Raw genomic sequence first — 22,211 nt, forward strand, 5'->3', positions numbered from 1 at the left:
CTAAAGTTCGCTGCCGACGAACTGCCTGAACTCAGCAGTCTTCGGGTCGGCGAACAGTTCGGCCGTGGGACCGATCTCCCAGACCCTGCCGCGATGCATGAACACGACGAGATCGGCCACGCGGCGGGCGAAGCCCATTTCGTGCGTGACGGTGATCATCGTCATGCCGCGCCGGGCGAGATCCTCCATCACCGCCAGCACCTCGGCGGTGAGTTCGGGGTCGAGCGCCGAGGTCACTTCGTCGAACAGCATCACCTGCGGCTTCAGCGCCAGCGAGCGCGCGATGGCGACGCGCTGCTGCTGCCCGCCCGAGAGCTGCTCGGGATAGGCCAGCAGCTTGTCGGTGAGGCCGACCAGGCCCAGCACCTCCGCGGCGATCCTCTTTGCCTCTTCCTTCGGCTGCTTCTTCACCAGGGTCAGCGCCAGGGTGATGTTCCGCTCGACCGTGAGATGCGGGAAGAGATTGTAGCTCTGGAACACCATGCCGACGTCACGCCGCAACTGGGCACGCGCCTCGCTGCCCGGCCGGCCGACCGCATGGCCGCAGACCTCGATGGCGCCGCCCTGGATCGACTCCAGTCCGGCGATGCAGCGCAGCAGCGTGCTCTTGCCCGAACCGCTTCGGCCGACGATCGCCACGGTCTGCCCACGCGACACGTCGAAGCCGACGCCGTCGAGCACGCGCAAAGGGCCGAATTCCTTCACCACGTCATTGACGCGGATCACGGCGTCAGCTTCTCCCGGCATGGGCCTTCCTCTCGAGATGGCGGCTCGCCAGCGACAGCGGATAGCAGATGGCGAAATAGATCGCGCCGACGATGGCGAAGATCGCGAACGGCTCGAAGGTCGAGTTGTTGACGATCTGTCCGGCCCGCGCCAGTTCGACGAAGCCGATCACCGAGGCGAGCGAGGTATTCTTCACGATCTGCACCATGAAGCCCACGGTGGGCGGCGTGGCGATGCGTATGGCCTGCGGCAGGATCACGTAGGCATATTGCTGGAAAGCGTTCAGGCCCAGGCAGTCCGACGCCTCCCACTGGGTCTTCGGCACCGCCTCGATGCAGCCGCGCCAGATCTCCGCGAGGAAGGCCGCGGCGTAAATCGTGAGGGAGAGGCCGGCGGCGACCAGCGGGTCGAGCTTGAAGCCCACGATGCCGAGGCCGAAGTAGGACAGGAACAGCACGATCAGCAGCGGCGTGCCCTGGACGATCTGGATGTAGATGCTGGCGAGGCCGCGCAGAAGGCGTGACCGGGCCACGCGCATCAGGGCCAGCGGCAACCCGACCAGCGCACCGCCCACGAAGGCGATCAGCGACAGCAGGATCGTCCAACGCGCCGCTTCGACGAGATAGAGGATATGGTTGGCGCTGAGCTGGATCACAGCGGCGTGCCCAGCCGACGGCGGCGCTCGAAGAGCACCAGACCGATCGCCCACAGCGCGAGCCGGTAAAGGGCCGACAAAGCGAGATAGACCACCGCCACGATCATGTAGACCTCGAAGCTGCGGTAGGTGTCGGACTGGACGAGATTCGCGGTCGCCGTCAGCTCCTCGGCCGAGATCTGCGAGGTGATGGACGAAGCCAGCATCAGCAGGACGAACTGACTGGAGAGTGCTGGATAGACGCGCTCCATCGCCGGCAGCAGCACGACATGAAGGATTGTCTGCAGCTTCGTGAGGCCCAGGCAATCGGCGGCTTCGAGCTGCGTGCGCTGGATCGACTGGATGCCGGCCCGCATGATCTCTGTCGTATAGGCGCCCATGTTGACCGTGAGCGCCACGATGGCGGAGACCTCGGCGCTGAGCTTCAGGCCGAGGCTCGACAGGCCGAAATAGACGATGAAGATCTGGATCAGCAGCGGCGTGTTGCGGATCGTCTCGACATAGATGCCGACCAGCCGCCGCAGCACCGGCCCGCCATAGACGCGGGCCAGCGCACAGACCGTGCCCACCACGAAGCCCAGCGCGATCGACGCCACGGTGAGCTGGATGGTGAGCCAGGCCCCAGCCACGAAGTCGGGCCACCTGTCGGCCAGGAAGGCGAAATCGAACTTGTACGACATGGCTTAGGTGCCTGCCGCCCTTCTCGCCGGCTACTTCTGGTTCAGGATCACTTCCGGCAGGCCGTTGCCGTGGAACTTCTTGTAGATCTCGTCGAGCTTGCCGTTCTTGAGGTTGGCCAGGATCCACTTGTTGACCTCCTCGACCAGCCGCGTCTCGTCCTTCTTGACGCCGACGGCGAGCTTGAAGGTGTCGAGCACGAACTTGACCTCGACCTGGCGGGCCGGGTTCTTCTTGTCGATCGGCGCGACCAGAAGCTCGGCCGTCGAGAAGATGTCGACCTGGCCGCTCAGGAACGCCTGCGCCTCGGTGGCGTCGTCCTCGTAGCGCACCAGCTTCATGCCCTTGGGGCCTTCCTTGGTGAGCTGGGTGTCATGCGTCGTGCCGCGCACGGTGCCGACGGTCTTGCCGTCCAGGTCGGCGAGGCTCTTCACGTTCACGCTCCTGGGCGCGGCAATGACGGTGCGCAGGACGGCATAGCCCAGCGAGAAGTCGATGACCTTGGCGCGCTCCGGCGTGATCGACAGGGTCGAGATCACGAGATCGGCCTTGCCGGTCTGCAGCGAGGGAATGCGCGAGGCGCCGGTGGTCGGCACATGCTCGAACTGCAGGCCCCAGTCCTTGGCGAGCAGCTTGGCGGTCTCGATGTCCGAGCCGGTCGGCTGCATTTTGTCGTCGGTCATGCCGTAGGGCGGCACGCCGAGATCGACGGCGATGCGGATCTTGCCCGACTTCTTGATATCGTCGAGCGCATCGGCGTGTGCCATCTGGGCGACGCCCATCATTGCCACCGCCGCAATCGCGACGGCCGTCATTATCTTTTTCATCGTTTCCTCCGTTTTCGTTTTGTCGTTTTCCGGACTCTAGCGGCCCGCATCCATCTCCGCGAGCTTTGCCACGCGCCGGCGGAACTCCTCCGCCGTCGAGAACTTGGCGTCGAGGTAGGCCGCGATCAGGTCCTTGGCGAGCCAGGGACCGACGATCTGCGCGCCGATGCACATGACGTTCACATCGTCATGCTCGACGCACTGGTGCGCCGAATGCACGTCGTGGCACACCGCGGCGCGGATGCCCTTCATCTTGTTGGCGCCGATCGAGGCGCCGACGCCGGTGCCGCAGACCATCAGGCCGCGCTCGGCAGTCCCTGAGGTGATCGCCGCGGCGACCTTGCGCGCGACGTCGGGGAAGTCGACCGGGTTGGGATCGTAGGAGCCGACATCCTCGACCTCGTGCCTGCGCTCGCGCAGGAAAGCGAGCAGCTCGGCCTTCATCGGGAAGCCTGCGTGATCCGATCCGACGACGATCTTCATGGGTTCGTGCCCTGTGTTTGGTAGGTTGAGATCAGGTTGTTGCGACGCAGCCCGTCGCCAATCTCGAAATGCGCGCGCAGCCGCCGTTCGGCCTCGTCGGGATTGCGCTCCGCCAGCGCCAGGAAAACCTGGCGATGGGCATCGACGAGGCCCGAGGTGATGGCGGGCTCGCGGAACGTGTCGCGCCGGCGCTCGACATGGCTGCGCATCAGCAGGGGCGAGATCGCCTCGTAGATCTTCATCAGCGCGCCGCTGCCGCTCGCCCGCACGATGGCCAGGTGGAACGCGTAGTCGGCACCGCCGCCGCGCTCCGGATCGTCGAGCGAGTCGACCAGCGTATCGAGCAGGGCCGCGATGGCCTGCAGGTCGCGTTCGCTGGCTCTGAGGCAGGCCAAGCGGATGGCCTGGCATTCGATGGCGATGCGGGCCTGCAGGACGTCGTCGAGGATGTTGGGCTCGGGCGCCAGACAGAGGGTCAGCGCCTGGCCCAGGACCGAGGCGTCGGCCGAACGGACATAGGCGCCGCGCCCGTGGCGGATGTCGAGCAGGCCCAGCATGGCGAGCGACCGCAGTGCCTCGCGCAGCACCGGCCGGCTGACCCCAAGCGCCAGCGCCAGCTCGCGCTCGCCCAGCAGCCGGTCGCCCGCCTTCAGCTCACCCGACAGAAGCCGGTCGCGGAAGAAGGTGAAGACGCGGTCTGCGCCGCTTGGCGTTTCCTCATTATCTTGCCGGACGATATGGAGCATCTGAGCCTTGGTCAGTCCGTGGTCTGACCACACTTTAGGCCTACTTCGAAAGTCCATGCAACCCGGCGCGACGAGCGGCGTTGTCTTCCGTTGCGGGAGGTCTGACCGCGGGCGGAACGGGTTCCAAAAGAACTGAAAAAAATCCGCACGCCATGCTCCCATACGAGGGGGCTTACTGCATGACTGCTGACGCCGGCTCTTCGCTAGCCATTGGACCAACCGCCGCGACCCCTCCTTCCCCACGCCGCGGCCTGCCGCCCTCGACCGATCTTCGCGACTTGCTGGGGGTGCTCGAAGCCCTGCGCAGCGGAGACTTCTCGGCCCGCCTGACCGGCGACCATGACGGAACCCTGGGCAAGATCGCGGCTGTCGTGAACGACATCGCCGCCGGCAACGAAAGTATGGCCCGGCAGCTTGAGCGCATCGGCAAGGCGGTCGGCGAGCAGGGCCGCACCCGCCAGAGGATGAAGTTCGGCCTGTCGGCCGGCGCCTGGGGCGAGATGGAAGGCTCGGTCAACACGCTGATCGACGACCTGGTCTGGCCGACCACGGAGGTCACCCGCGTGATCGGCGCCGTGGCGCAGGGCGACCTGCTGCAGACGGTGCGCCTCGACGTCGACGGCCGCCCCCTGAAGGGCGAGTTCCTGCGCGCCGCCACCATCGTCAACACCATGATCAAGCAGCTCTCGGTGTTCACCTCCGAGGTGACGCGCGTGGCGCGCGAGGTCGGCACCGAGGGCAAGCTGGGCGGCCAGGCCAAGGTCAGCGAAGTCACGGGCGTGTGGCGCGAGCTGACCGAGAGCGTCAACTCGATGGCCAACAACCTGACGGCCCAGATGCGCAACATCGCCGACGTGACCATCGCGGTGGCCAACGGCGACCTGTCGCGCAAGATCACCGTCGACGTGCGCGGCGAGATCCTGCAGCTCAAGGAAGCCATCAACACGATGGTCGACCAGCTGCGCTCCTTCGCCTCGGAAGTGACGCGCGTGGCGCGCGAGGTCGGCACCGAAGGAAAGCTCGGCGGCCAGGCGATCGTGCCGGGCGTCGCCGGCACCTGGAAGGACCTCACCGACTCGGTGAACGCCATGTGCGGCAACCTGACCGACCAGGTGCGCAACATCGCCGACGTGACCACCGCCGTGGCGCGCGGCGATCTTTCCAAGAAGATCACCGTCGACGTGCGCGGCGAGATCCTGCAGCTGAAGGACACCATCAACACGATGGTCGACCAGCTCAATGGCTTCGCCGGCGAGGTCACCCGCGTGGCGCGCGAGGTCGGCACCGAAGGCAAGCTCGGCGGCCAGGCCCAGGTGCCGGGCGTCGCCGGCACTTGGAAGGACCTCACCGACAACGTCAACTCGATGGCGACCAATCTCACCGCCCAGGTGCGCAACATCGCCGAGGTGACCACCGCCGTCGCGACCGGCGACCTGTCGAAGAAGATCACCGTCGATGTGCGCGGCGAGATCCTGCAGCTCAAGGAGACCATCAACACGATGGTCGATCAGCTCAACGGCTTCGCCGGCGAAGTGACCCGCGTCGCGCGCGAGGTCGGCACCGAAGGAAAGCTCGGCGGCCAGGCCCAGGTGCCCGGCGTTGCCGGCACCTGGAAGGATCTCACCGACAACGTCAATCTGCTGGCCGCCAACCTCACGACCCAGGTGCGCAACATCGCCGACGTCACCATCGCGGTGGCAGGTGGCGATCTGTCCAAAAAGATAACCGTCGATGCCTCGGGCGAGATCCTGCGCCTGAAGGAGACCATCAACACGATGGTCGATCAGCTCAACTCCTTCGCGGGCGAAGTGACCCGCGTCGCGCGCGAGGTCGGCACCGAGGGCAAGCTCGGCGGCCAGGCCCAGGTGCCCGGCGTCGCCGGCACCTGGAAGGACCTTACCGACAACGTCAACTTCATGGCCACCAACCTCACCGGCCAGGTACGCAACATCGCCGAGGTGACGACGGCCGTCGCCAACGGCGACCTGTCGAAGAAGATCACCGTCGACGTGCGCGGTGAGATCCTGCAGCTCAAGGACACCATCAACACGATGGTCGACCAGCTGAACGGCTTCGCCGGCGAAGTGACGCGCGTCGCGCGCGAGGTCGGCACCGAGGGCAAGCTCGGCGGACAGGCCCAGGTGCCCGGCGTCGCCGGCACCTGGAAGGACCTCACCGACAACGTCAACCTGCTGGCCGCCAACCTCACGACCCAGGTCCGCAACATCGCCGACGTGACCACCGCCGTCGCGACCGGCGACCTGTCGAAGAAGATCACCGTCGACGTGCGTGGCGAGATCCTGCAGCTCAAGGACACCATCAACACGATGGTCGACCAGCTGAACGGCTTCGCCGGCGAAGTGACCCGCGTCGCGCGCGAGGTCGGCACCGAGGGCAAGCTCGGCGGACAGGCGCAGGTGCCGGGCGTCGCCGGCATCTGGAAGGACCTCACCGATAACGTCAACCTGCTGGCCGCCAACCTCACGACCCAGGTGCGCAATATCGCCGAGGTGACCACCGCCGTCGCGACGGGCGACCTTTCCAAGAAGATCACCGTCGATGTGCGCGGCGAGATCCTGCAGCTCAAGGAGACCATCAACACGATGGTCGATCAGCTCAATGGCTTCGCCGGCGAGGTCACCCGCGTGGCGCGCGAGGTCGGCACCGAAGGAAAGCTCGGCGGCCAGGCGCAGGTGCCGGGCGTCGCCGGCACATGGCAGGACCTGACCGGCAACGTGAACATGCTGGCGGCCAACCTCACCACCCAGGTGCGTGCCATCGCCGAGGTGGCGACCGCGGTCACCAAGGGCGACCTGACGCGCTCCATCCAGGTCGATGCGCTGGGCGAAGTCGCCGAGCTCAAGGACAAGCTCAACACCATGATCGACAACCTCCGTCTCACGACGGAGCGCAACACCGAGCAGGACTGGCTGAAGACCAACCTCGCCAAGTTCACCAACATGCTGCAGGGCCAGCGGGACCTCGGCACGGTCGGCCGCTTGATCCTGAGCGAGCTGACCCCGCTCGTGGAAGCCCATCAGGCGGTGATCTACCAGACCCAGGACGACGGCTCGCAACGCCTGCTGCGTCTTCTTTCGGTCTATGCCGATGCCGTGGGCGACGGCCATCCCGAGATCGTGGGCGTCGGCGAAGGCCTGATCGGCCAGTGCGCCGCCGATGGACGGCCGATCCACATTTCGACCATGCCGGAAGCGGCACGGCCTATCACCTCGGGCCTGTTCCGCGCCGTGCCGAAGAGCCTTGTCGTGCTGCCGGTGCTGTTCGAAGGCCAGGTCAAGGCGGTGATCGAGCTGGCCTCGCTCAACACCTTCACCGAACTGCAGATCGCCTTCCTCGAACAGCTCACCGCCTCGATCGGCATCGTGCTGAACTCGATCGAGGCCACGATGCAGACCGAGAGCCTGCTGCAGCAGTCGCAAAAGCTCGCCGGCGAGCTGCAGAGCCAACAGGGCGAATTGCAGCAGACCAACGACCAGCTCGAACAGAAGGCCGCGCAGCTCGCCGAACGCAACGCCGAGGTCGAGCGCGCCAACCAGGAGATCGAGCAGGCCCGCCGCGCCGTCGAGGAGAAGGCCTCGGAGCTGGCACTGACCTCACGTTACAAGTCGGAGTTCCTGGCCAATATGAGCCACGAGCTGCGCACGCCGCTCAACTCGATCCTGATCCTGGGCCAGCAGCTCGCCGATAATCCCGACGGCAACCTGCGCGCCAAGCAGGTCGAGTTCGCCCGCACCATCCACGGCGCCGGCACCGACCTGCTCAACCTGATCAGCGACATCCTCGATCTCTCCAAGATCGAATCCGGCACCGTCACCGTCGATGCCGAGGAGATCTATTTCGCCAACGTGCTGGAGACGGTGGCCCGCCCGTTCCGCCACCAGGCGGAGTCGCAGGGCCTCACCTTCGAGGTCCAGGCCGATCCGCATCTCGGCCGGTCCATCGTCACCGATTCCAAGCGCCTGCAGCAGATCCTGAAGAACCTGCTGTCCAACGCCATGAAGTTCACCGCCGAGGGCAGCGTTCGGCTGCGCGCCGTACCGATGACCGCGGGCTGGCGGCCCGACAATGCCGCGCTCAACCAGGCGAGTTCGGTCGTGGCATTCGAGGTGACCGATACCGGCGTCGGCATCCCGATGGAGAAACAGAAGATCGTGTTCGAGGCCTTCCAGCAGGCCGATGCCAGCACCAGCCGCAAGTATGGCGGCACCGGTCTCGGCCTCGCGATCAGCCGCGAGCTGGCGAGCCTGCTGGGCGGCGAACTCACCCTGCGCAGCACGCCGGGAGTCGGCAGCACCTTCACGCTCTTCCTGCCGATGATGTACACCGGCCCGCGCACCGCCCTGCGCCAGCCGACGCAGGGACAGGGCTCGCAGCCGCTGCCGATGGTGGCGCTGCCCGAGCATCTCGCCGACCAGTTCCCCGATGACCGCCATGAGCTGCAGATGGGCGACCGCACCCTGCTGATCGTCGAGGACGATGCCAACTATGCCGGCATCATGGTCGATGCGGCGCACGCCGCGGGGCTGAAGGCCGTGGTGACGGCACGCGGCGCCGAGGCGCTCGACCTCGCGCTGCAGTACAAGCCGGTCGCCATGTCGCTCGACGTGTTCCTGCCCGACATGCTGGGCTGGAACGTGCTCAGCCAGTTCAAGCGAACACTCGAGACGCGCCACATCCCGGTTCAGATCCTCACCATGGACGAGGACCGCCAGCAGGGTCTTTCACGCGGCGCCTTCTCCTATTTGAGCAAGCCCACCACCACCGAGGGCTTGAGCGCCGCTCTGGCGCGCATCAACGATTACGTCCAGCCGCGCCGCAAGCGGTTGCTGATCGCCGAGGATGACGAGGGTGAGCGCCTGAGCGTCGCCACCCTGCTCGATCATCCCGACGTCGAGATCACGACGGTGGGCACGGGGCAGGAAGCCCTGGAACTTCTGCGCACCGAACGGCACGACTGCATGGTGCTCGACCTGCGCCTGCCCGACATGTCGGGCTTCGAGGTGCTGGAGGCCATCCAGTCCAACCCGACGCTGGCCGACCTGCCGGTCGTGGTCTTCACCGGACGCGACCTCACCGCGGAGGAAGAAGGCCGGCTGCATTCGATGGCGCGCAGCATCGTGGTCAAGGGTGCGGCCTCGCCCGAGCGGCTGTTCGACGAGACCTCCTTGTTCCTGCATCACGCGGCGGCCGCACTTGCGCCCGAGAAGCAGCGCATGCTGGAGCGCCTGCACGGCTCCGACGAGGTCTTGGCCGGGCGCACCGTGCTGGTAGTCGACGACGACGCCCGCAACATCTTCGCTTTGTCGAGCGCGCTGGAGCGGCGCGGCATGCGGGTGCTGACGGCGACGACCGGCCACGAAGCCATCTCGATCCTGGAGAAATCCTCCGACGTATCGATCGTGCTGATGGACATCATGATGCCCGAGATGGACGGCTACGAGACCATGGCGCTGATCCGCAGCAAGCCGGCGCTGCGCCGCCTGCCCATCATCGCGCTGACCGCCAAGGCGATGAAGGGCGACCGCGAGAAGTGCCTGGAGGCCGGCGCGTCCGACTATCTCGCCAAGCCGGTCAACACCGAACAGCTCTTCTCGGCCCTGCGCCTCTGGCTGCACCGCTGACCTTGACCCGCGCATCGGCTCCCATGGACAAGGTCAATATCCTGCTGATCGACGATCAGCCGGCCAAGCTGCTGAGCTACGAGGTCATCCTCGGCGAGCTCGGCGAGAACCTCGTGAAGGCCAACTCGCCGCACGAGGCGCTGGGCCTGCTGCTCAAGCTGGAGGACGTCGCGGTCGTGCTGATCGACGTCGTGATGCCGCAGATCGACGGCTTCCAGCTCGCCGCCATGATCCGCGAGCACCCGCGCTTCCAGAAGCTCGCCATCATCTTCGTCTCGGCGGTGCAGATCGCCGAGACCGACCATCTGCGCGGCTACGAGATCGGCGCCGTCGACTATGTGGCGGTCCCCGTTGTCCCGGAGGTGCTGCGCGCAAAAGTCCGCGTCTTCATCGAGCTCTACCGCAAGACCCGCCAGCTCGAGGCGATGAACGAGGAGCTGGAGAAGCGCGTCGCCGAGCGCACCGCCGAGCTGGAGGCCCAGACCGAGCAGCTCCGCCGCAGCGAGGAGCGCCGCTCGATCGCGCTCAGCGCCGGCGACATGGGATCGTGGGAGGTCGACGTCGCCACCGGCCGGATCGAGTGGGACGACGGCGCCTACCGCATCTTCGACGTCGACCGCGCCACCTTCGAGCCCACGGTCGAGCGCGTCGAGGCGATGATGCACCCGGAGGACCGCGAGAAGATCGCGGTCGCCGCCATCGCCGCCTCAGGCGAAAGCCGGTTCCAGGTCGAGTTCCGCATCGTCCGCCCGAGCGGCGAGATCCGCTGGTGCTACGGCGCCGGCGTCATCTCGCGCGATGGCAACGGCAAGGCCACGCAGATGAACGGTGTCACCGTCGACATCACCGAGCGCAAGCGCGCCGAGGAACGCCAGCTCGTGCTGGCACGCGAGGTCGACCATCGCGCCAAGAACATGCTGGCCGTCGTGCTGTCGGTGCTGCGCCTCACCAAGGCCAAGAGCACGCCGGAATTCGTGTCGACGGTCGAGGGCCGCATCCATGCGCTGGCCGCCACGCACAATCTCCTGTCGGCAGCGCGCTGGCAGGGCGCGAACCTCAGTCAGATCGTCGACGAGGAACTGGCACCCTACCGCACCGACCACCGCCAGCGTATCGAAGCCAGCGGCCCGCCGGCCATGCTGCTGCCAGCGACCGCGCAGGCGGTGGCGCTCGCCCTGCACGAACTCGCCACCAACGCCGCCAAGTACGGTGCGCTCTCCACCGACACCGGCCACCTCCGCCTCGTCTGGACGATCGACGACCAAGCCCTTGTCGTCGACTGGACCGAGACCGGTGGGCCGCCCGCCGCCGAGCCCAAATCGCTGGGCTTCGGCCTGTCGATCGTGCGCTCCTCGATCGAGGCGCAATTTCGCGGCGGCGTTCTCTACGAATGGCGACCCGAGGGCCTGCATTGCCGGCTCTCCATTCCGCGCGCCCAGATCGTCGGCCCGACACCGACGCCGAAGCCGGCGACGGAAGGCCCGCGCGCGATGCCGGACCGCCGGCCGCGCAGCCTTGCGGGCCGGCGGCTGCTGATGGTCGAGGACGAGGTGCTGGTCGGCATGATGGCCAAGCGCATCCTGGAAGAGCTGGGCGCCACGGTACTCGGCCCCTATGGCGGGCTGGCCGACGGCCTGGCGGCAGCGCGCAGCGAACGCTTCGACGGCGCGCTGCTCGACTTCAATCTCGCCGGCGAGCTGGCCGATCCGCTGGCAGACCTGCTGATCGCGCGCGGCGTGCCGTTCATCTTCATCACCGGCTATCAACGCGACAGCATCGACCGGCGCTACGCCAACATCCCCGTGCTGCCCAAGCCGCTCGAAGCCGAGACCCTGGAGCGCGTGCTGGTGTCGTTGCTCGAACCGCCGTCTCGTCGCGCCGCCGAAGCGTAGCGGTCATTGGAGCGCGCAACTCCAGTTGCGCTCATGTCTTGCTGATCAACGAAGCTTGAGCGCAACTGGAGTTGCGCGCTCCATTGCAACAGTCCGCGAAACAGGGCGAAGTCGGGGCGGTTCCCGGCGTATTCGAGCTCTGCGCTTTCAACTTTCGCAGCGTCAACCCGTTATCACCTTCAATACGATTGAGGTGATACACGATATGGCTAGAGATATTCGAACTATGCCCAAAGGCCTGATTGCGCCGCTCACTCAGGCTGCTCTCGCGTCCTTGCGCGGATTGGGCGACGGCACGATGCTGTCGATGCCCGAAGAGCATCGCACCCGTCTGCTTCATTTGAACTTGATCGAGACGTCGCCCGAAGGCGACGCCATTACCGCGCTTGGCCGCGAGCGGCTGATTTCCGATCGTTAGAAGTTTCCGTTGATGGCCGTCACACACGCCGGGTCGACCGCCGCCTTCACGATCTTGAGGAACGTCTCCAAGGGGCAGGCATTCTCGACCAGCTCTCCCGAACAGGCGGGCAGTGATACCTGCGTCATGCCCGGCGGGTCGCGGTAGTTGAGCGGCGCGCGACGGCGCATCTCGTCCAGCGTCTGGGCATAGTAGGCGATGCGCACATACTGCTTCCCGCCCTGCACTTCACGGAACTGCTCGAAGGCGAGCGCGCCGCCCGGCGATGCCTCGCCCGGGAGGAAGCCGGGAATCTGCCAGGTCAGGTTGAGCAGTGCGGCGATGTTGTGGATGTTGCTCTCGTGCCCGACCAGAAGGCCGAAACGCACGGGCTGGCCGGTCGCGGCATGACCCGGGAAATTGTGGCCGTTCACCAGGATCGCGCCGATCTGCGACAATAGATTGGAGCCGCGCTGCTGGGCGATCGGCTTGGTCTTCTGGGTAAGATCCTGATCGAGCTGATGCAACGAGAGCAGCTCGCGCAACGACGCGTCGTGTGCGATCCGGCCCCAGGCAACCTGGTTCTTCGGCATGCCGTCGGCCGATTGCATCAGGAAATTCTCGGCGGCGGTCGAGGCGTAGCCGAGCGGTCCCTTGAGCGAAACCCAGCCGTCCGAACCGGCATCGACGCGATTATGCGCGCTCATGTCGCCGCAGCTTCCGCCGCCAGCGGACTTCGTGGCATCGGCCGGACACAGGACCGACTGCATCATCGAAATCTGGGGGGCATAGTCGCGATGCACCGAGGCGAAGCTGCCGCCCAGCCGCGCCAGGATCGCCGTACGGTTGGACGCGACATCCATGGGGCAGGAGGCCGTCGGCTGCGGATGGAACAGGGGATCGGGCAGGGTGAAATTCGCCTGGTTGCGCAGCGGCAGGTTGGCGCAGCGCGGATACATGCCGGCCAGGATCGCCGCGCCGGAGGCGCGCGTGCGCTGCGTGAGGTCCGTCCAGGCAGCGACCGTGCCGATCGTCGGGCAATCGTCCGCCTGGACCAAACCGCGGCCACCATAGAGCACGCGATAATAGGTACCCATCAGCCGCATCAGCTCCTCGCCGCGCGGCGAGAGGAAGCCGGGCTCGACCGGCCAGGCCGGCCAAGCCGTTGCACTGTATCTGTCGAGCTGTTCGTTGGTCTCGGTCGGCGAGCGCACCCCATGGCGGCTCAGCACGATGGCTCGCTCGATCTGCCAACCCGGCGGGGTCGGCAGGATTTCGGCAGTGGCCGGCCCCAAGGCGGCCAGAAACAAGGCAACGAGAACGGCGGCAAAAACGCGTAGGCTCATGGTATCTCCCCCGGCGGCACTATGCCGTCTTCGGGTCCCACCCGTCATCCGTTCCGTGCTAGAATTCGCCTCATGCCGGTTCAATGGACGATCTCACATGCAGATCGACTGGTCGTCGCCGTCGCCAAGGAACAGGTGACGGTGGCCGACATCGAGCGATATTTCGCCGGCGTTACAGCCGACGGCGCGATAGGCTATCGCAAGATCTTCGAGATCACGCACACACCCACCGCGCTCAGCAATGAAAATCTCCAGGCGCTGGGCGCCCGGGTCGTGCTCTACGCCCAGCATGGCCAGATCGGACCGCTGGCCATCGTCGCCGCTTCCGACACCAGCTATGAACAGGCGAAGATCTTCGCCGCCGCCGCGACCGCGCGCCGGCCTCTCGCCATCTTCCGCGAACTTCATCTCGCGCGGCAGTGGCTGGATGCCCAGTCCCTGCCCGATGGCTGAACCGGAACCCGCGCCCCTTTACCGGGGTTAGACCGGGATGCCTTCACCCTCGACGATCAGCGCCAGCTCCTTCCGCGAGAGGGTCGGCGCGCTCAGAAACCTGCGGCCCTTCCTCGCCATGGTGTGGGCGACCAGCCCCTCGCTCACCGCCGCGACCATCCTGCTCCGCCTGATGCGCGCGCTGCTGCCGGTGGCGACGCTCTATATCGGCAAGCTGATCATCGACGACGTCGTGATGCTGGTGCAGCTTCCCGACAAGCCGACGACGCTCCAGCAATGGCTCGACAGCGGCCATCTCAACAAGCTCGGCTTCCTGCTGTTGGCCGAGTTCGCGGTGGCGGTGCTCGCGGACGTGCTGGGGCGCATCGTCACGCTCCTCGATGGGCTGCTGGCCGAGCAGGTCAGCACCAGCTCGAGCGTGCGGCTGATGGAGCACGCGGCGACGCTAGACCTCGAGGATTTCGAAGATGCCGAGTTCCAGGACCAGCTCGAGCGCGCCCGCCGCCAGACCAGCGGCCGCATGACCCTGATGAGCCAGCTCTTCGCCCAGGCGCAGGACCTCGTCACCGTCGCGAGCCTGGCTGCGGGCCTGATCGTCTTTGCGCCGTGGCTGATCGTTCTGCTGCTGGTGGCATTGGTGCCGGCGTTCCTGGGCGAAGCGCACTTCAACGCCAAGAGCTACTCACTCGATTTCGGCCGGACTCCGGAACGGCGCGAGCTCGACTATGTCCGGCAGACCGCGGCCAGCGTCGAGACCGCCAAGGAAGTGAAGATCTTCGGCCTGCACGATTTCCTGGTCGATCGCTACCGGAGCCTCGCCGCCTCGTTCTACGACGCCAACCGCCGCCTGGCACTGCGCCGCGCCGGCTGGGGCGGGCTGTTCACCACCATCGGCACGATCGGCTACTACTTCGCCTACGCCTACATCGCGTGGCGCACGCTGACCGGCGAATTCTCGGTGGGCGACCTCACCTTCCTGGCGGGCTCCTTCCGCCGCCTGCGCACCCTGCTCGAATCGCTGCTGAGCGGCTTCTCCTCGGTGGCGGGCCAGGCGCTCTACCTCGACGATCTCTTCACCTTCTTCGAGGTTCGGCCGGAGATCCACTCGCCGGCCGATCCCCTGCCCTTTCCCAAGCCCATTCGCGAAGGCTTCGTGTTCGAGGATGTCGGCTTCATCTATCCCGGCGCCGAGCGCTGGGCGGTGCGCCATCTCTCCTTCACCCTGAAGGCCGGCGAGGTGGTCGCGCTGGTCGGCGAGAACGGCGCCGGCAAGACCACGCTGGTGAAGCTGCTGACGCGCCTCTACGACCCCGACGAGGGCCGCATCCTGCTCGACGGCCGCGACCTGCGCGACTACGGGCTCGACGAGCTGCGCGGCAGCATGGGCGTCATCTTCCAGGATTTCGTCCGCTACAACCTGCCGGCCGGCGACAATATCGCTGTCGGCCGGGTCGAGGCGCGAGACGATCACGAACGCATCGCGCGCGCCGCCAACCGCAGCCAGGCCGACGAGGTGATCGCCAGTCTACCGCGCGGCTACGACCAGATGATCGGCAAGCGCTTCAAGAACGGCGTCGAACTGTCCGGCGGCGAATGGCAGAAGATCGCCATCGCCCGCGCCTATATGCGCGAGGCCGAGGTGCTGATCCTCGACGAGCCGACCGCCGCCCTCGATGCCCGCGCCGAGTTCGAGGTGTTCCAGCGTTTCAAGGAGCTGAGCAAGGGCAAGACCGCGGTACTGATCTCGCACCGTTTCTCCAGCGTCCGCATGGCCGACCGCATCCTCGTGCTGGCCGACGGCAGGGTCGAGGCGCAGGGCACGCACGAGGAGCTGGTGGCGCAGCAAGGCCGTTACGCCGAGCTCTTCGAGCTGCAGGCGGCGGGGTATCGCTGACGCCATGAAGATCGCCACCTTCAACGTGAACAACGTGAACCGGCGCCTGCCCAACCTGCTGGCCTGGCTGAAGCGCGCCAAGCCCGACATCGTCTGCTTGCAGGAGCTCAAGGCGGCCGACGAGGCCTTTCCCGAGGCCGAGCTGCGGCGAGCGGGCTACCGCGCCGTCTGGCAGGGGCAGAAGACCTGGAACGGCGTTGCCATTCTCGGGCGGAAGACCGAGCCGGTCCTGATACGCAAGGGCCTGCCCGGCGACCGCGCCGACACGCAGAGCCGCTACATCGAGGCGGCGGTGAAGGGCCTGGTCGTGGGCTGCCTCTATGCGCCCAACGGCAATCCGCAGCCCGGACCGAAGTACGATTACAAGCTCGACTGGATGCGCCGCCTGCACACGCATGCCAGGTCGCTGCTGAAGAGCGGCGCGCCGATCGTGCTGGCGGGCGACTACAATGTCGTGCCGACCGACTTCGACATCTATTCGTTGCGCTCGTGGAAGAACGATGCGCTGGTCCAGCCGGCGCCGCGCGCGGCTTTCAAAAAGCTACTGGCGCAGGGCTGGACCGACAGCCTGCGCACGCTTCATCCCGACGAGCCGATGTACACGTTCTGGGACTACATGCGGCATCGCTGGGAGCGCGATGCCGGCCTGCGCCTCGATCATCTGCTGGTGAGCCCCGACCTCGCCCCGCGCCTGAAGCGCGGCAACGTCGACCGGGCGGAACGCGGGCGGGAAGGCCCGAGCGATCACGCGCCGGCGTGGATCGAATTGACGAAGTGAGTGGTCGTTCTGCCTTCTCAAGGGCTGAGCTTCGCTCAGCCCTTACATAGACGGCGGAAGATCGGTCAGCGCCTGCTTGGCGATCGGGACCATCTTGTCGCAGAAGTCCTTCTTGTTCTTCTCGGCTTCCTTTTCCATCGTGTCGTAGGTCTTGTCGAGCTTGCGGTCGGCGATGTTGAGCTGCTTCTCGGCCCATTCGATCCAGAACTCGAGTCGCTTCTCCTGATCCTTGGTGATGTCGAGATCGCACGTGTCGACGGCGACGGAAACGGCGTAGAGGCCGATCACCATCTTCTCGGCATCTTCCTTCTTGATCGTCTGGGCGGAAGCGGTCGCAAGCGGCAGCACGAGCAACGCCAGCGAGCGGGCGAACATGCGGATCATTGAAATTTCCCCCCGGCTTGCGGGGCGCCGCGACATGCGGCGCACCCGGTATCGATGGCCGGAGCCTACTTCAATGTCTTGGTGAGCGTAATCTCTGCATTGAACAGCTTGGAGACGGGACAACCCTTTTCGGCCGCCTCGGCCAGCTTGTCGAAGGTCGCCTGATCGAGATTCGGCACTTCGGCCACCAGGGTCAGCGCCGACTTGCTGATCTTGAAACCGGCGCCGTCCTGGTCGAGCGAGACGGCGGCCTCGGTCTCGAGCAAGGTCGGCGTGAAGCCGGCTGTTTGCAGTTGAAATGCCAAAGCCATGGTGAAGCAGCCGGCATGAGCGGCGGCGATCAGCTCCTCGGGGTTGGTGCCCTTCTCGCCCTGGAAGCGCGTCTTGAAGGAATAGGGCGTCTTGGAAAGAACGCCGGAATCGCTCGTGATGTCGCCGGTGCCGTCCTTGCCGGTACCACGCCATTCGGCCTTTGCCTTGCGGATCATGTCTCGTCTCCCGTCGGATGTGGGTAGGCACACTGTGCCCCGGCCGTATGACAGAAGCGATTCATCCCTTCGCATAGGTGGCGCCCCGGATATCCAGCCTCGTCGCAGTGTGCCTGCGCTGCTAATCTCCGCCATCGAGCAGGGGAGACTCTCATGCGGGTAATTTTCGCGGCGCTGGTCTCGGCGCTGCTGCTGATCGGGATCGCGACCGGCGCCTCGGCCCAGAACGGCCTGGAGCGCTTCGAGAAGGACATCAAGCCCCAGCTGGAGCTGAAGAAATTCAGCTACGCCAGCGCCCAGCCGCTGGGTGCCTCGGGCTTCGTCCTGAACGACGTCGTGGCGGTCGTCCCGGCCAACGCCGCGACGGGCGACCAGGAGAGCACGGTCAAGATCGACACGGTGACGGTCGAGGAACTCGACTTCGACCGCCTCAAGAAGGACAGCAAGGACGATCTCGCACCGCGCTTCGCCAAGCTCCGGCTGGAGGGCCTGACGGGCGACGACGAGATGTTCACCGCGCTCGAACCCTATGGGGTTCCCAAGGTGCCGTTCGACGTCGCGCTCGACTACCGCATCGACCCGGCCGCGAAGGTGCTGACCCTCAACATGCTGGAAGTGACCCTGCGCGGCCAGGCGCGCTTTGCCCTGTCGATGGTCCTCGACGGCGTGAGCGACAAGACCGACATGGACACCGCCAAGGACGAAGGCCGGCTGCGCAGCGCCTCCTTCACGGTCGACGACAAGGAATTGCTGGCCAAGCTCATCCCGGCGGCCGCCCAGGAAGAAGGCATCGAACCTGCGGAGTTGATCACGACGGTGCTCGACGCGCTGGGCGGCTTTGCCCAGGCGCAGAGCGGCGAGACGCTGAAGGCCCTCGACGCCGTCGCCTCCTTCGTCGCCGACTGGAAGGCGCCCAAGGGCCCGCTGGTGCTGGGCCTGAAGCCGACCAAGACCGCGGGCCTCGATGACCTGGACAAGATCATGGTGCCCGATGCGCTCTCGACCCTGTTCGGCTTCACCGCGACCTATCCCGGCACGCGCGCCGGCGCGGCAAAAGCCGGCTCGAAAGGCAAGTAACCAAGCGAGACAAGGAGGAAAGAATGAAGCGTCGTTCCCTGTTGGCCAGCGCGACATCGCTGGCGGCGATCCTGCCGCTGGCCGCGCCGCTGCGAGCCCAGGAGGCCTACCCATCGCGGCCGATCACCATGATCGTCCCCTTCCCGCCCGGCGGCGTAGCCGACATCACCGGCCGGCCGACCGCGTATGTGATGGGCAAGCTGTTGAAGCAATCGGTCGTGGTGCAGAACCGGGGCGGCGCCGGCGGGTCGGTGGGCACGGCCCAGGCCGCGCGGTCGGCGCCGGACGGCTACACGCTCCTGATGGCGCTGTCGTCGATCTCGGTCCTGCCCGTCGCCGATGTCCTGCAGGGCCGCGCACCTGCCTACGAGCTCAACCAGTTCGCGCCCATCGCGCTGATCAGCGCCGATCCCACGGTGCTCGTGGTGCGCGAGGATGGACCCTACAAGACGCTGAAGGACCTGGTCGAGGCCGCGAAAACCAAGCCCGGCACCATCAACTATGGATCGTCGGGCGTTTACGGCACGCTGCACGTGGCCATGGAAATCTTCGCCAATGCCGCGGACATCAAGCTGTTCCATATCCCCTACCAGGGTGGTGGACCGGCGGTCGCGGCGTTGCTCGGCGGCCAGATCGATGCATTGGCGTCCGGTCCATCGGCCGCCATCGGGCAAATCAAGGCGGGCAAGATGCGGGCCCTGGCCGTGTGGGGCGACAAGCGACTGGCCTCGCTGCCCGACGTGCCCAGCATGAAGGAGCTGGGCTACGACGCCACCTTCTACATCTGGTCGGGACTGTTTGCGCCCGCAGCGACACCGACGCCGATCCTCACGACTTTGCGCGAGGCCGCGAAACGCACGGTCGAGGATCCGGAGTTCAAGGAGGCCATGGCAAAAGTCGAGACGCCGATCGCCTATCTCGACGCGCCCGAGTTCAAGGTCTTTCTCGACAAGGACGCCGCCCGGCTCAAGGTCGCGGTCGAGCGGATCGGCAAAGTGCCGGAGAACTGAGAGGTTGAGGGGCTGAGCGAAGCTCAGCCCCCATAAGCGGCAGGACATTGCCTTCGGCAATGTCCGGGAGCGCCGAAGGAAGAGCGACCAAAAATCCAGAACGAGTGACCACGCGGTGTAGCCCGAGAATTTGACATGCATGATTACTCCTGTGAGAGTAGTCTCATGTCGAGCATACGACTATACATCCTTGGTGCTCTTGCCGACGAGGGCGAGATGCACGGACACCAGCTCCGCCAACTCGCGGACAAGGAGTACATCACCCATTGGACAGACATCTCCGTCGGGGCCCTCTACGGCGCGCTCAAGCGCATGGCGCACGAGGGGCTCATCGAGGAGTCGCGCACCGAACGGAAGGGCGCCTACCCCGAGCGCCAGATTTGGCGCATCACCGACGAGGGACGCATTGCCCTCGCCCGGCTGCGCGAGGAGGGGCTCGGCGAGGTCGTGTTCCGCCCCGACCCGTTCGACTTGGCGATGTCGCGACTGGACCGCGACCGGCTCGACGAGTTCCCGGCCGTGCTGGATCTTCGCTTGCAGCGGCTGCGCGCGATGCTCGCGCGCGAGCGCGGCAAGATCGAGCAGTTCGCGCAGAACCTGAGCGTGACCGAGCAGTTCGTCGTGCGCCACCGCGACGCCCGGCTCGCGGCCGAGATCGCCTGGCATGAGTCGCTGCTGGAGAAGCTTCCCGAGATCCTCGCCGACGAGAAGAGACGTCGGAAGGGGAAAGGCCGATGACCGCCACCACCGAACCGTTCTCGCCGGGCCTACGCCGATCGGTAGGCGTGGTGATGATCGGGGCGTCGCTGTCGTTTCTGGACTCGACCATCGTCAATGTCGCCGTCGACACCCTCTCGGCCGACTTGCACGCCGGACTGGGGACGGTGCAGTGGGTGGTGACCGCCTACGTCCTCGCGCTCGCGGCGGTCATCCCCGTGACCGGCTGGGCGGCCCGCCGGTTCGGTGCCGCCCGCCTGTACGTCGCCGCGCTGGCAATTTTCACCGTCGGGTCGGCCCTGTGCGCATGTTCGCAGAGCGTGGAGATGTTGATCGCCGCCCGGGCTCTGCAAGGCATCGGTGGCGGAGCGATCATGCCGGTCGGCACGATGATCTGGACTGGGCAGTCCTCCAAGGCGCAGATGGGGCGCGTGATGAGCCTGATCGCCGTACCGATCGTGCTTGCCCCGACGCTCGGTCCCACCATCGGCGGCCTCCTCATCCAGGGCATCGACTGGCGGGCCATCTTCTGGATCAACATACCCTTCGGTATCGTCGGTGTCGTGCTCGCCCTTCGGCTCCTCCCCCAGGACAAGGGAGGTGACGCGGGACGGCTGGATGTGATTGGTCTGATCCTGGCTTCCGCCGGGACGTTGGGCATCACCTACGGCCTGGCAGAATACGGCGCCGCGGCTGGACTGAACACGGCTGCCATCGTTGCACTGGCGGTTGGACTGACCGCCCTGCTCGGCTTCGTCGTGCATGCCCTTCGGGCAAAGCGGCCGCTGCTCGACCTCGGGCTGTACGGCAGCCGGGCGTTCACCGCCGCCTCGATCGCCACGTTCGCGCTCGGGGCCGCGATGTACAGCGGCATGATCCTGACGCCGCTGTATTTCCAGATCGTCCGTGGCGAAGGCGTGATACTCGCCGGGCTCCTGGTCGCCCCAGTCGGGCTTGGCGCCCTTCTCGCCGCGCCGCTCACCGACCGCTACCGGGCCGAGATAACCGCCTTTGTGGGCGCCGTTCTCCAGGCGATCTCGACCATCCCGTTCGTGTTCCTGACCGACACCACCTCCTATGCGCTGTGCCTTTTCATGGCCATCAGAGGGGCCGGGTTCACCCTGTCGATCACGCCGGTCATGACGGCCGCCTATCGCGCGCTGCCGTCGAACAAGATTCCCGACGCCACCCCGCAACTCAACGTCCTGCAAAGGGTCGGCGGCGCGATCGGCACGGCCGTGCTCATCGTCATCCTCGACGACCAACTCCGACACAACTCCACGCCCGCCGGGCAGGCCAGCGGTTTCGGGACCACGTACCTGTGGGTACTTGCGATCACGATCGCCGCCGCCCTTTCTACCCTTCTGCTCGCTTACACCGAACGCGACGCCCCCCGCCGCGCCAACGCGCACCTGCTTTAGGCGTAAGGCCGGCGCAGGCGCTCGATCTCCGCCTGACTCGGCGTGTAGGGCTCGGCCTTGGGATCGAAGCGCGTCCATCCGGCCTTGCGGTAATCGGCCTCGCGCGCGACGTAGTCGATCGGGCGGTGCTGATCCATGAGGCGCAGCACGCGCGGCTCGTCGGCCTCCGAGGTGCGCACGCTCACCATCGTGCCGCCGCGGCGCACGGCCTCGCAATAGACCTGTGCCTCGCCCTCCGGCACGCCCGACGCCACCAGCGCGCCGACCACGCCCCCGGTCGCCGCTCCCGCGGCCGCACCGACCGCCGTCGCCGCCAGCGCGCCCGCCGCGACCACCGGGCCGAGGCCGGGGATGGCGATCATGCCAAGACCGGCGAGGAGGCCGGCGGTACCGCCGAGGGCCGCACCAATGCCGGCACCTGCCCCTGCGCCGGACGGTTCCTCAGCCCGCACGCTCTCCTCGCAGACATAGCGGTTGGCGATGATGTTGATGTCGGACGAAGCGGCACCGGCCGCTTCGAGATCGGCCACGACCTGGGCGGCCTGGGCATAGGAATCATAAACGCGGGTAATGGTCTTCATGATCGTTCTCCTTGTC

At 66.4% G+C, this 22,211-nt stretch carries 20 protein-coding genes; 10 read left to right on the plus strand and 10 right to left on the minus strand.

The genetic code is table 11. The annotated features are described in order from the left end of the window. Genes AC1ROX_RS26725 through AC1ROX_RS26750 form a run of 6 tightly spaced genes read right to left on the minus strand, consistent with a single transcriptional unit; the run spans position 1 to position 4,115 of the window. The gene (locus AC1ROX_RS26725) at positions 1-747 is read right to left on the minus strand and encodes an amino acid ABC transporter ATP-binding protein (RefSeq protein ID WP_493131006.1); all 747 of its coding nucleotides are present in this window, start codon (positions 745-747) and stop codon (positions 1-3) included. Beyond that, positions 731-1,378: an amino acid ABC transporter permease gene (locus AC1ROX_RS26730; protein WP_493131200.1), complete on the minus strand. Its 648-nt coding sequence runs from the start codon at positions 1,376-1,378 to the stop codon at positions 731-733. The genes AC1ROX_RS26725 and AC1ROX_RS26730 overlap by 17 nt, the downstream gene beginning before the upstream one ends. Beyond that, a complete protein-coding gene (locus tag AC1ROX_RS26735) occupies positions 1,378-2,061 on the minus strand; it encodes an amino acid ABC transporter permease (protein WP_493131008.1) in 684 nt (227 codons plus the stop codon). The genes AC1ROX_RS26730 and AC1ROX_RS26735 overlap by 1 nt, the downstream gene beginning before the upstream one ends. A 30-nt stretch (positions 2,062-2,091) precedes the next feature. Then, entirely contained in the window at positions 2,092-2,886 is a 795-nt protein-coding gene (locus tag AC1ROX_RS26740) for a transporter substrate-binding domain-containing protein (RefSeq protein WP_493131010.1), read from the minus strand. Between the two features lie 36 nt (positions 2,887-2,922). Further along, positions 2,923-3,369, minus strand: coding sequence for a ribose 5-phosphate isomerase B (rpiB, locus tag AC1ROX_RS26745; protein ID WP_493131012.1), 447 nt, complete (start codon positions 3,367-3,369; stop codon positions 2,923-2,925). Beyond that, complete coding sequence (locus tag AC1ROX_RS26750) at positions 3,366-4,115, minus strand: FadR/GntR family transcriptional regulator (RefSeq protein WP_493131014.1); 750 nt, start codon at positions 4,113-4,115, stop codon at positions 3,366-3,368. The genes rpiB and AC1ROX_RS26750 overlap by 4 nt, the downstream gene beginning before the upstream one ends. 179 nt (positions 4,116-4,294) lie before the next feature. Here AC1ROX_RS26750 and AC1ROX_RS26755 point away from each other — a divergent pair, with 179 nt between their 5' ends. From AC1ROX_RS26755 to AC1ROX_RS26765, 3 genes are all read left to right on the plus strand, one after another. Continuing rightward, positions 4,295-9,757, plus strand: a complete 5,463-nt coding sequence (locus AC1ROX_RS26755; protein WP_493131016.1) for a HAMP domain-containing protein — start codon at positions 4,295-4,297, stop codon at positions 9,755-9,757. A gap of 23 nt (positions 9,758-9,780) precedes the next feature. Beyond that, entirely contained in the window at positions 9,781-11,649 is a 1,869-nt protein-coding gene (locus tag AC1ROX_RS26760) for an HWE histidine kinase domain-containing protein (RefSeq protein ID WP_493131018.1), read from the plus strand. 226 nt (positions 11,650-11,875) lie between these two features. After that, a complete protein-coding gene (locus AC1ROX_RS26765) occupies positions 11,876-12,067 on the plus strand; it encodes a hypothetical protein (protein ID WP_493131020.1) in 192 nt (63 codons plus the stop codon). Here the strand turns inward: AC1ROX_RS26765 and AC1ROX_RS26770 are convergent. Beyond that, positions 12,064-13,392, minus strand: a complete 1,329-nt coding sequence (locus AC1ROX_RS26770; RefSeq protein WP_493131022.1) for a histidine-type phosphatase — start codon at positions 13,390-13,392, stop codon at positions 12,064-12,066. The genes AC1ROX_RS26765 and AC1ROX_RS26770 overlap by 4 nt on opposite strands. Before the next feature lie 72 nt (positions 13,393-13,464). Between AC1ROX_RS26770 and AC1ROX_RS26775 the strand changes: the two genes are divergently transcribed. Genes AC1ROX_RS26775 through xth form a run of 3 tightly spaced genes read left to right on the plus strand, consistent with a single transcriptional unit; the run spans position 13,465 to position 16,517 of the window. After that, entirely contained in the window at positions 13,465-13,845 is a 381-nt protein-coding gene (locus tag AC1ROX_RS26775; protein WP_493131024.1) for a hypothetical protein, read from the plus strand. A 37-nt stretch (positions 13,846-13,882) separates the two neighbouring features. Further along, on the plus strand, positions 13,883-15,739 hold the full coding sequence (locus AC1ROX_RS26780) for an ABC transporter ATP-binding protein (protein ID WP_493131026.1): 1,857 nt from the start codon (positions 13,883-13,885) through the stop codon (positions 15,737-15,739). Between the two features lie 4 nt (positions 15,740-15,743). Further along, the gene (xth, locus tag AC1ROX_RS26785) at positions 15,744-16,517 is read left to right on the plus strand and encodes an exodeoxyribonuclease III (protein ID WP_493131028.1); all 774 of its coding nucleotides are present in this window, start codon (positions 15,744-15,746) and stop codon (positions 16,515-16,517) included. Between the two features lie 42 nt (positions 16,518-16,559). On the opposite strand, the gene AC1ROX_RS26790 is transcribed toward xth, so the two are convergent. Beyond that, positions 16,560-16,901: a hypothetical protein gene (locus AC1ROX_RS26790; RefSeq protein WP_493131030.1), complete on the minus strand. Its 342-nt coding sequence runs from the start codon at positions 16,899-16,901 to the stop codon at positions 16,560-16,562. 65 nt (positions 16,902-16,966) lie between these two features. Then, positions 16,967-17,389 carry an OsmC family protein gene (locus AC1ROX_RS26795; protein ID WP_493131032.1) on the minus strand — a complete coding sequence of 141 codons (423 nt, stop codon included), beginning with the start codon at positions 17,387-17,389 and terminating at the stop codon, positions 16,967-16,969. A 153-nt stretch (positions 17,390-17,542) separates the two neighbouring features. Between AC1ROX_RS26795 and AC1ROX_RS26800 the strand changes: the two genes are divergently transcribed. The 4 genes from AC1ROX_RS26800 to AC1ROX_RS26815 all read left to right on the plus strand — a co-directional run bounded on the left by AC1ROX_RS26800 (position 17,543) and on the right by AC1ROX_RS26815 (position 21,614). Then, positions 17,543-18,466, plus strand: a complete 924-nt coding sequence (locus tag AC1ROX_RS26800; RefSeq protein WP_493131034.1) for an aq_1923 C-terminal domain — start codon at positions 17,543-17,545, stop codon at positions 18,464-18,466. Positions 18,467-18,489: 23 nt separating this feature from the next. Beyond that, complete coding sequence (locus AC1ROX_RS26805) at positions 18,490-19,476, plus strand: Bug family tripartite tricarboxylate transporter substrate binding protein (protein ID WP_493131036.1); 987 nt, start codon at positions 18,490-18,492, stop codon at positions 19,474-19,476. A gap of 165 nt (positions 19,477-19,641) precedes the next feature. Next, positions 19,642-20,214, plus strand: a complete 573-nt coding sequence (locus AC1ROX_RS26810; protein WP_493131038.1) for a PadR family transcriptional regulator — start codon at positions 19,642-19,644, stop codon at positions 20,212-20,214. Next, complete coding sequence (locus tag AC1ROX_RS26815; protein WP_493131041.1) at positions 20,211-21,614, plus strand: DHA2 family efflux MFS transporter permease subunit; 1,404 nt, start codon at positions 20,211-20,213, stop codon at positions 21,612-21,614. Before AC1ROX_RS26810 ends, AC1ROX_RS26815 begins: the two co-directional genes overlap by 4 nt. On the opposite strand, the gene AC1ROX_RS26820 is transcribed toward AC1ROX_RS26815, so the two are convergent. Beyond that, positions 21,611-22,195: a hypothetical protein gene (locus AC1ROX_RS26820; RefSeq protein ID WP_493131043.1), complete on the minus strand. Its 585-nt coding sequence runs from the start codon at positions 22,193-22,195 to the stop codon at positions 21,611-21,613. The two genes, AC1ROX_RS26815 and AC1ROX_RS26820, sit on opposite strands and share 4 nt — an antisense overlap. Between the last annotated feature and the right edge of the window lie 16 nt (positions 22,196-22,211).

The sequence above is a fragment of the Reyranella sp. GW821-FHT14A01 genome (genome assembly GCF_058803965.1).

Excerpts from the sequence above, each read along its gene's own strand:
- AC1ROX_RS26725 (WP_493131006.1), bottom strand. The coding sequence starts at position 747 with ATGCCGGGAGAAGCTGACGCCGTGATCCGCGTCAATGACGTGGTGAAG.
- AC1ROX_RS26735 (WP_493131008.1), bottom strand. The coding sequence starts at position 2,061 with ATGTCGTACAAGTTCGATTTCGCCTTCCTGGCCGACAGGTGGCCCGAC.
- AC1ROX_RS26740 (WP_493131010.1), bottom strand. The coding sequence starts at position 2,886 with ATGAAAAAGATAATGACGGCCGTCGCGATTGCGGCGGTGGCAATGATG.
- rpiB (WP_493131012.1), bottom strand. The coding sequence starts at position 3,369 with ATGAAGATCGTCGTCGGATCGGATCACGCAGGCTTCCCGATGAAGGCC.
- AC1ROX_RS26750 (WP_493131014.1), bottom strand. The coding sequence starts at position 4,115 with ATGCTCCATATCGTCCGGCAAGATAATGAGGAAACGCCAAGCGGCGCA.
- AC1ROX_RS26755 (WP_493131016.1), top strand. The coding sequence starts at position 4,295 with ATGACTGCTGACGCCGGCTCTTCGCTAGCCATTGGACCAACCGCCGCG.
- AC1ROX_RS26760 (WP_493131018.1), top strand. The coding sequence starts at position 9,781 with ATGGACAAGGTCAATATCCTGCTGATCGACGATCAGCCGGCCAAGCTG.
- AC1ROX_RS26765 (WP_493131020.1), top strand. The coding sequence starts at position 11,876 with ATGCCCAAAGGCCTGATTGCGCCGCTCACTCAGGCTGCTCTCGCGTCC.
- AC1ROX_RS26770 (WP_493131022.1), bottom strand. The coding sequence starts at position 13,392 with ATGAGCCTACGCGTTTTTGCCGCCGTTCTCGTTGCCTTGTTTCTGGCC.
- AC1ROX_RS26775 (WP_493131024.1), top strand. The coding sequence starts at position 13,465 with ATGCCGGTTCAATGGACGATCTCACATGCAGATCGACTGGTCGTCGCC.
- AC1ROX_RS26780 (WP_493131026.1), top strand. The coding sequence starts at position 13,883 with ATGCCTTCACCCTCGACGATCAGCGCCAGCTCCTTCCGCGAGAGGGTC.
- xth (WP_493131028.1), top strand. The coding sequence starts at position 15,744 with ATGAAGATCGCCACCTTCAACGTGAACAACGTGAACCGGCGCCTGCCC.
- AC1ROX_RS26790 (WP_493131030.1), bottom strand. The coding sequence starts at position 16,901 with ATGATCCGCATGTTCGCCCGCTCGCTGGCGTTGCTCGTGCTGCCGCTT.
- AC1ROX_RS26795 (WP_493131032.1), bottom strand. The coding sequence starts at position 17,389 with ATGATCCGCAAGGCAAAGGCCGAATGGCGTGGTACCGGCAAGGACGGC.
- AC1ROX_RS26800 (WP_493131034.1), top strand. The coding sequence starts at position 17,543 with ATGCGGGTAATTTTCGCGGCGCTGGTCTCGGCGCTGCTGCTGATCGGG.
- AC1ROX_RS26805 (WP_493131036.1), top strand. The coding sequence starts at position 18,490 with ATGAAGCGTCGTTCCCTGTTGGCCAGCGCGACATCGCTGGCGGCGATC.
- AC1ROX_RS26810 (WP_493131038.1), top strand. The coding sequence starts at position 19,642 with ATGTCGAGCATACGACTATACATCCTTGGTGCTCTTGCCGACGAGGGC.
- AC1ROX_RS26815 (WP_493131041.1), top strand. The coding sequence starts at position 20,211 with ATGACCGCCACCACCGAACCGTTCTCGCCGGGCCTACGCCGATCGGTA.
- AC1ROX_RS26820 (WP_493131043.1), bottom strand. The coding sequence starts at position 22,195 with ATGAAGACCATTACCCGCGTTTATGATTCCTATGCCCAGGCCGCCCAG.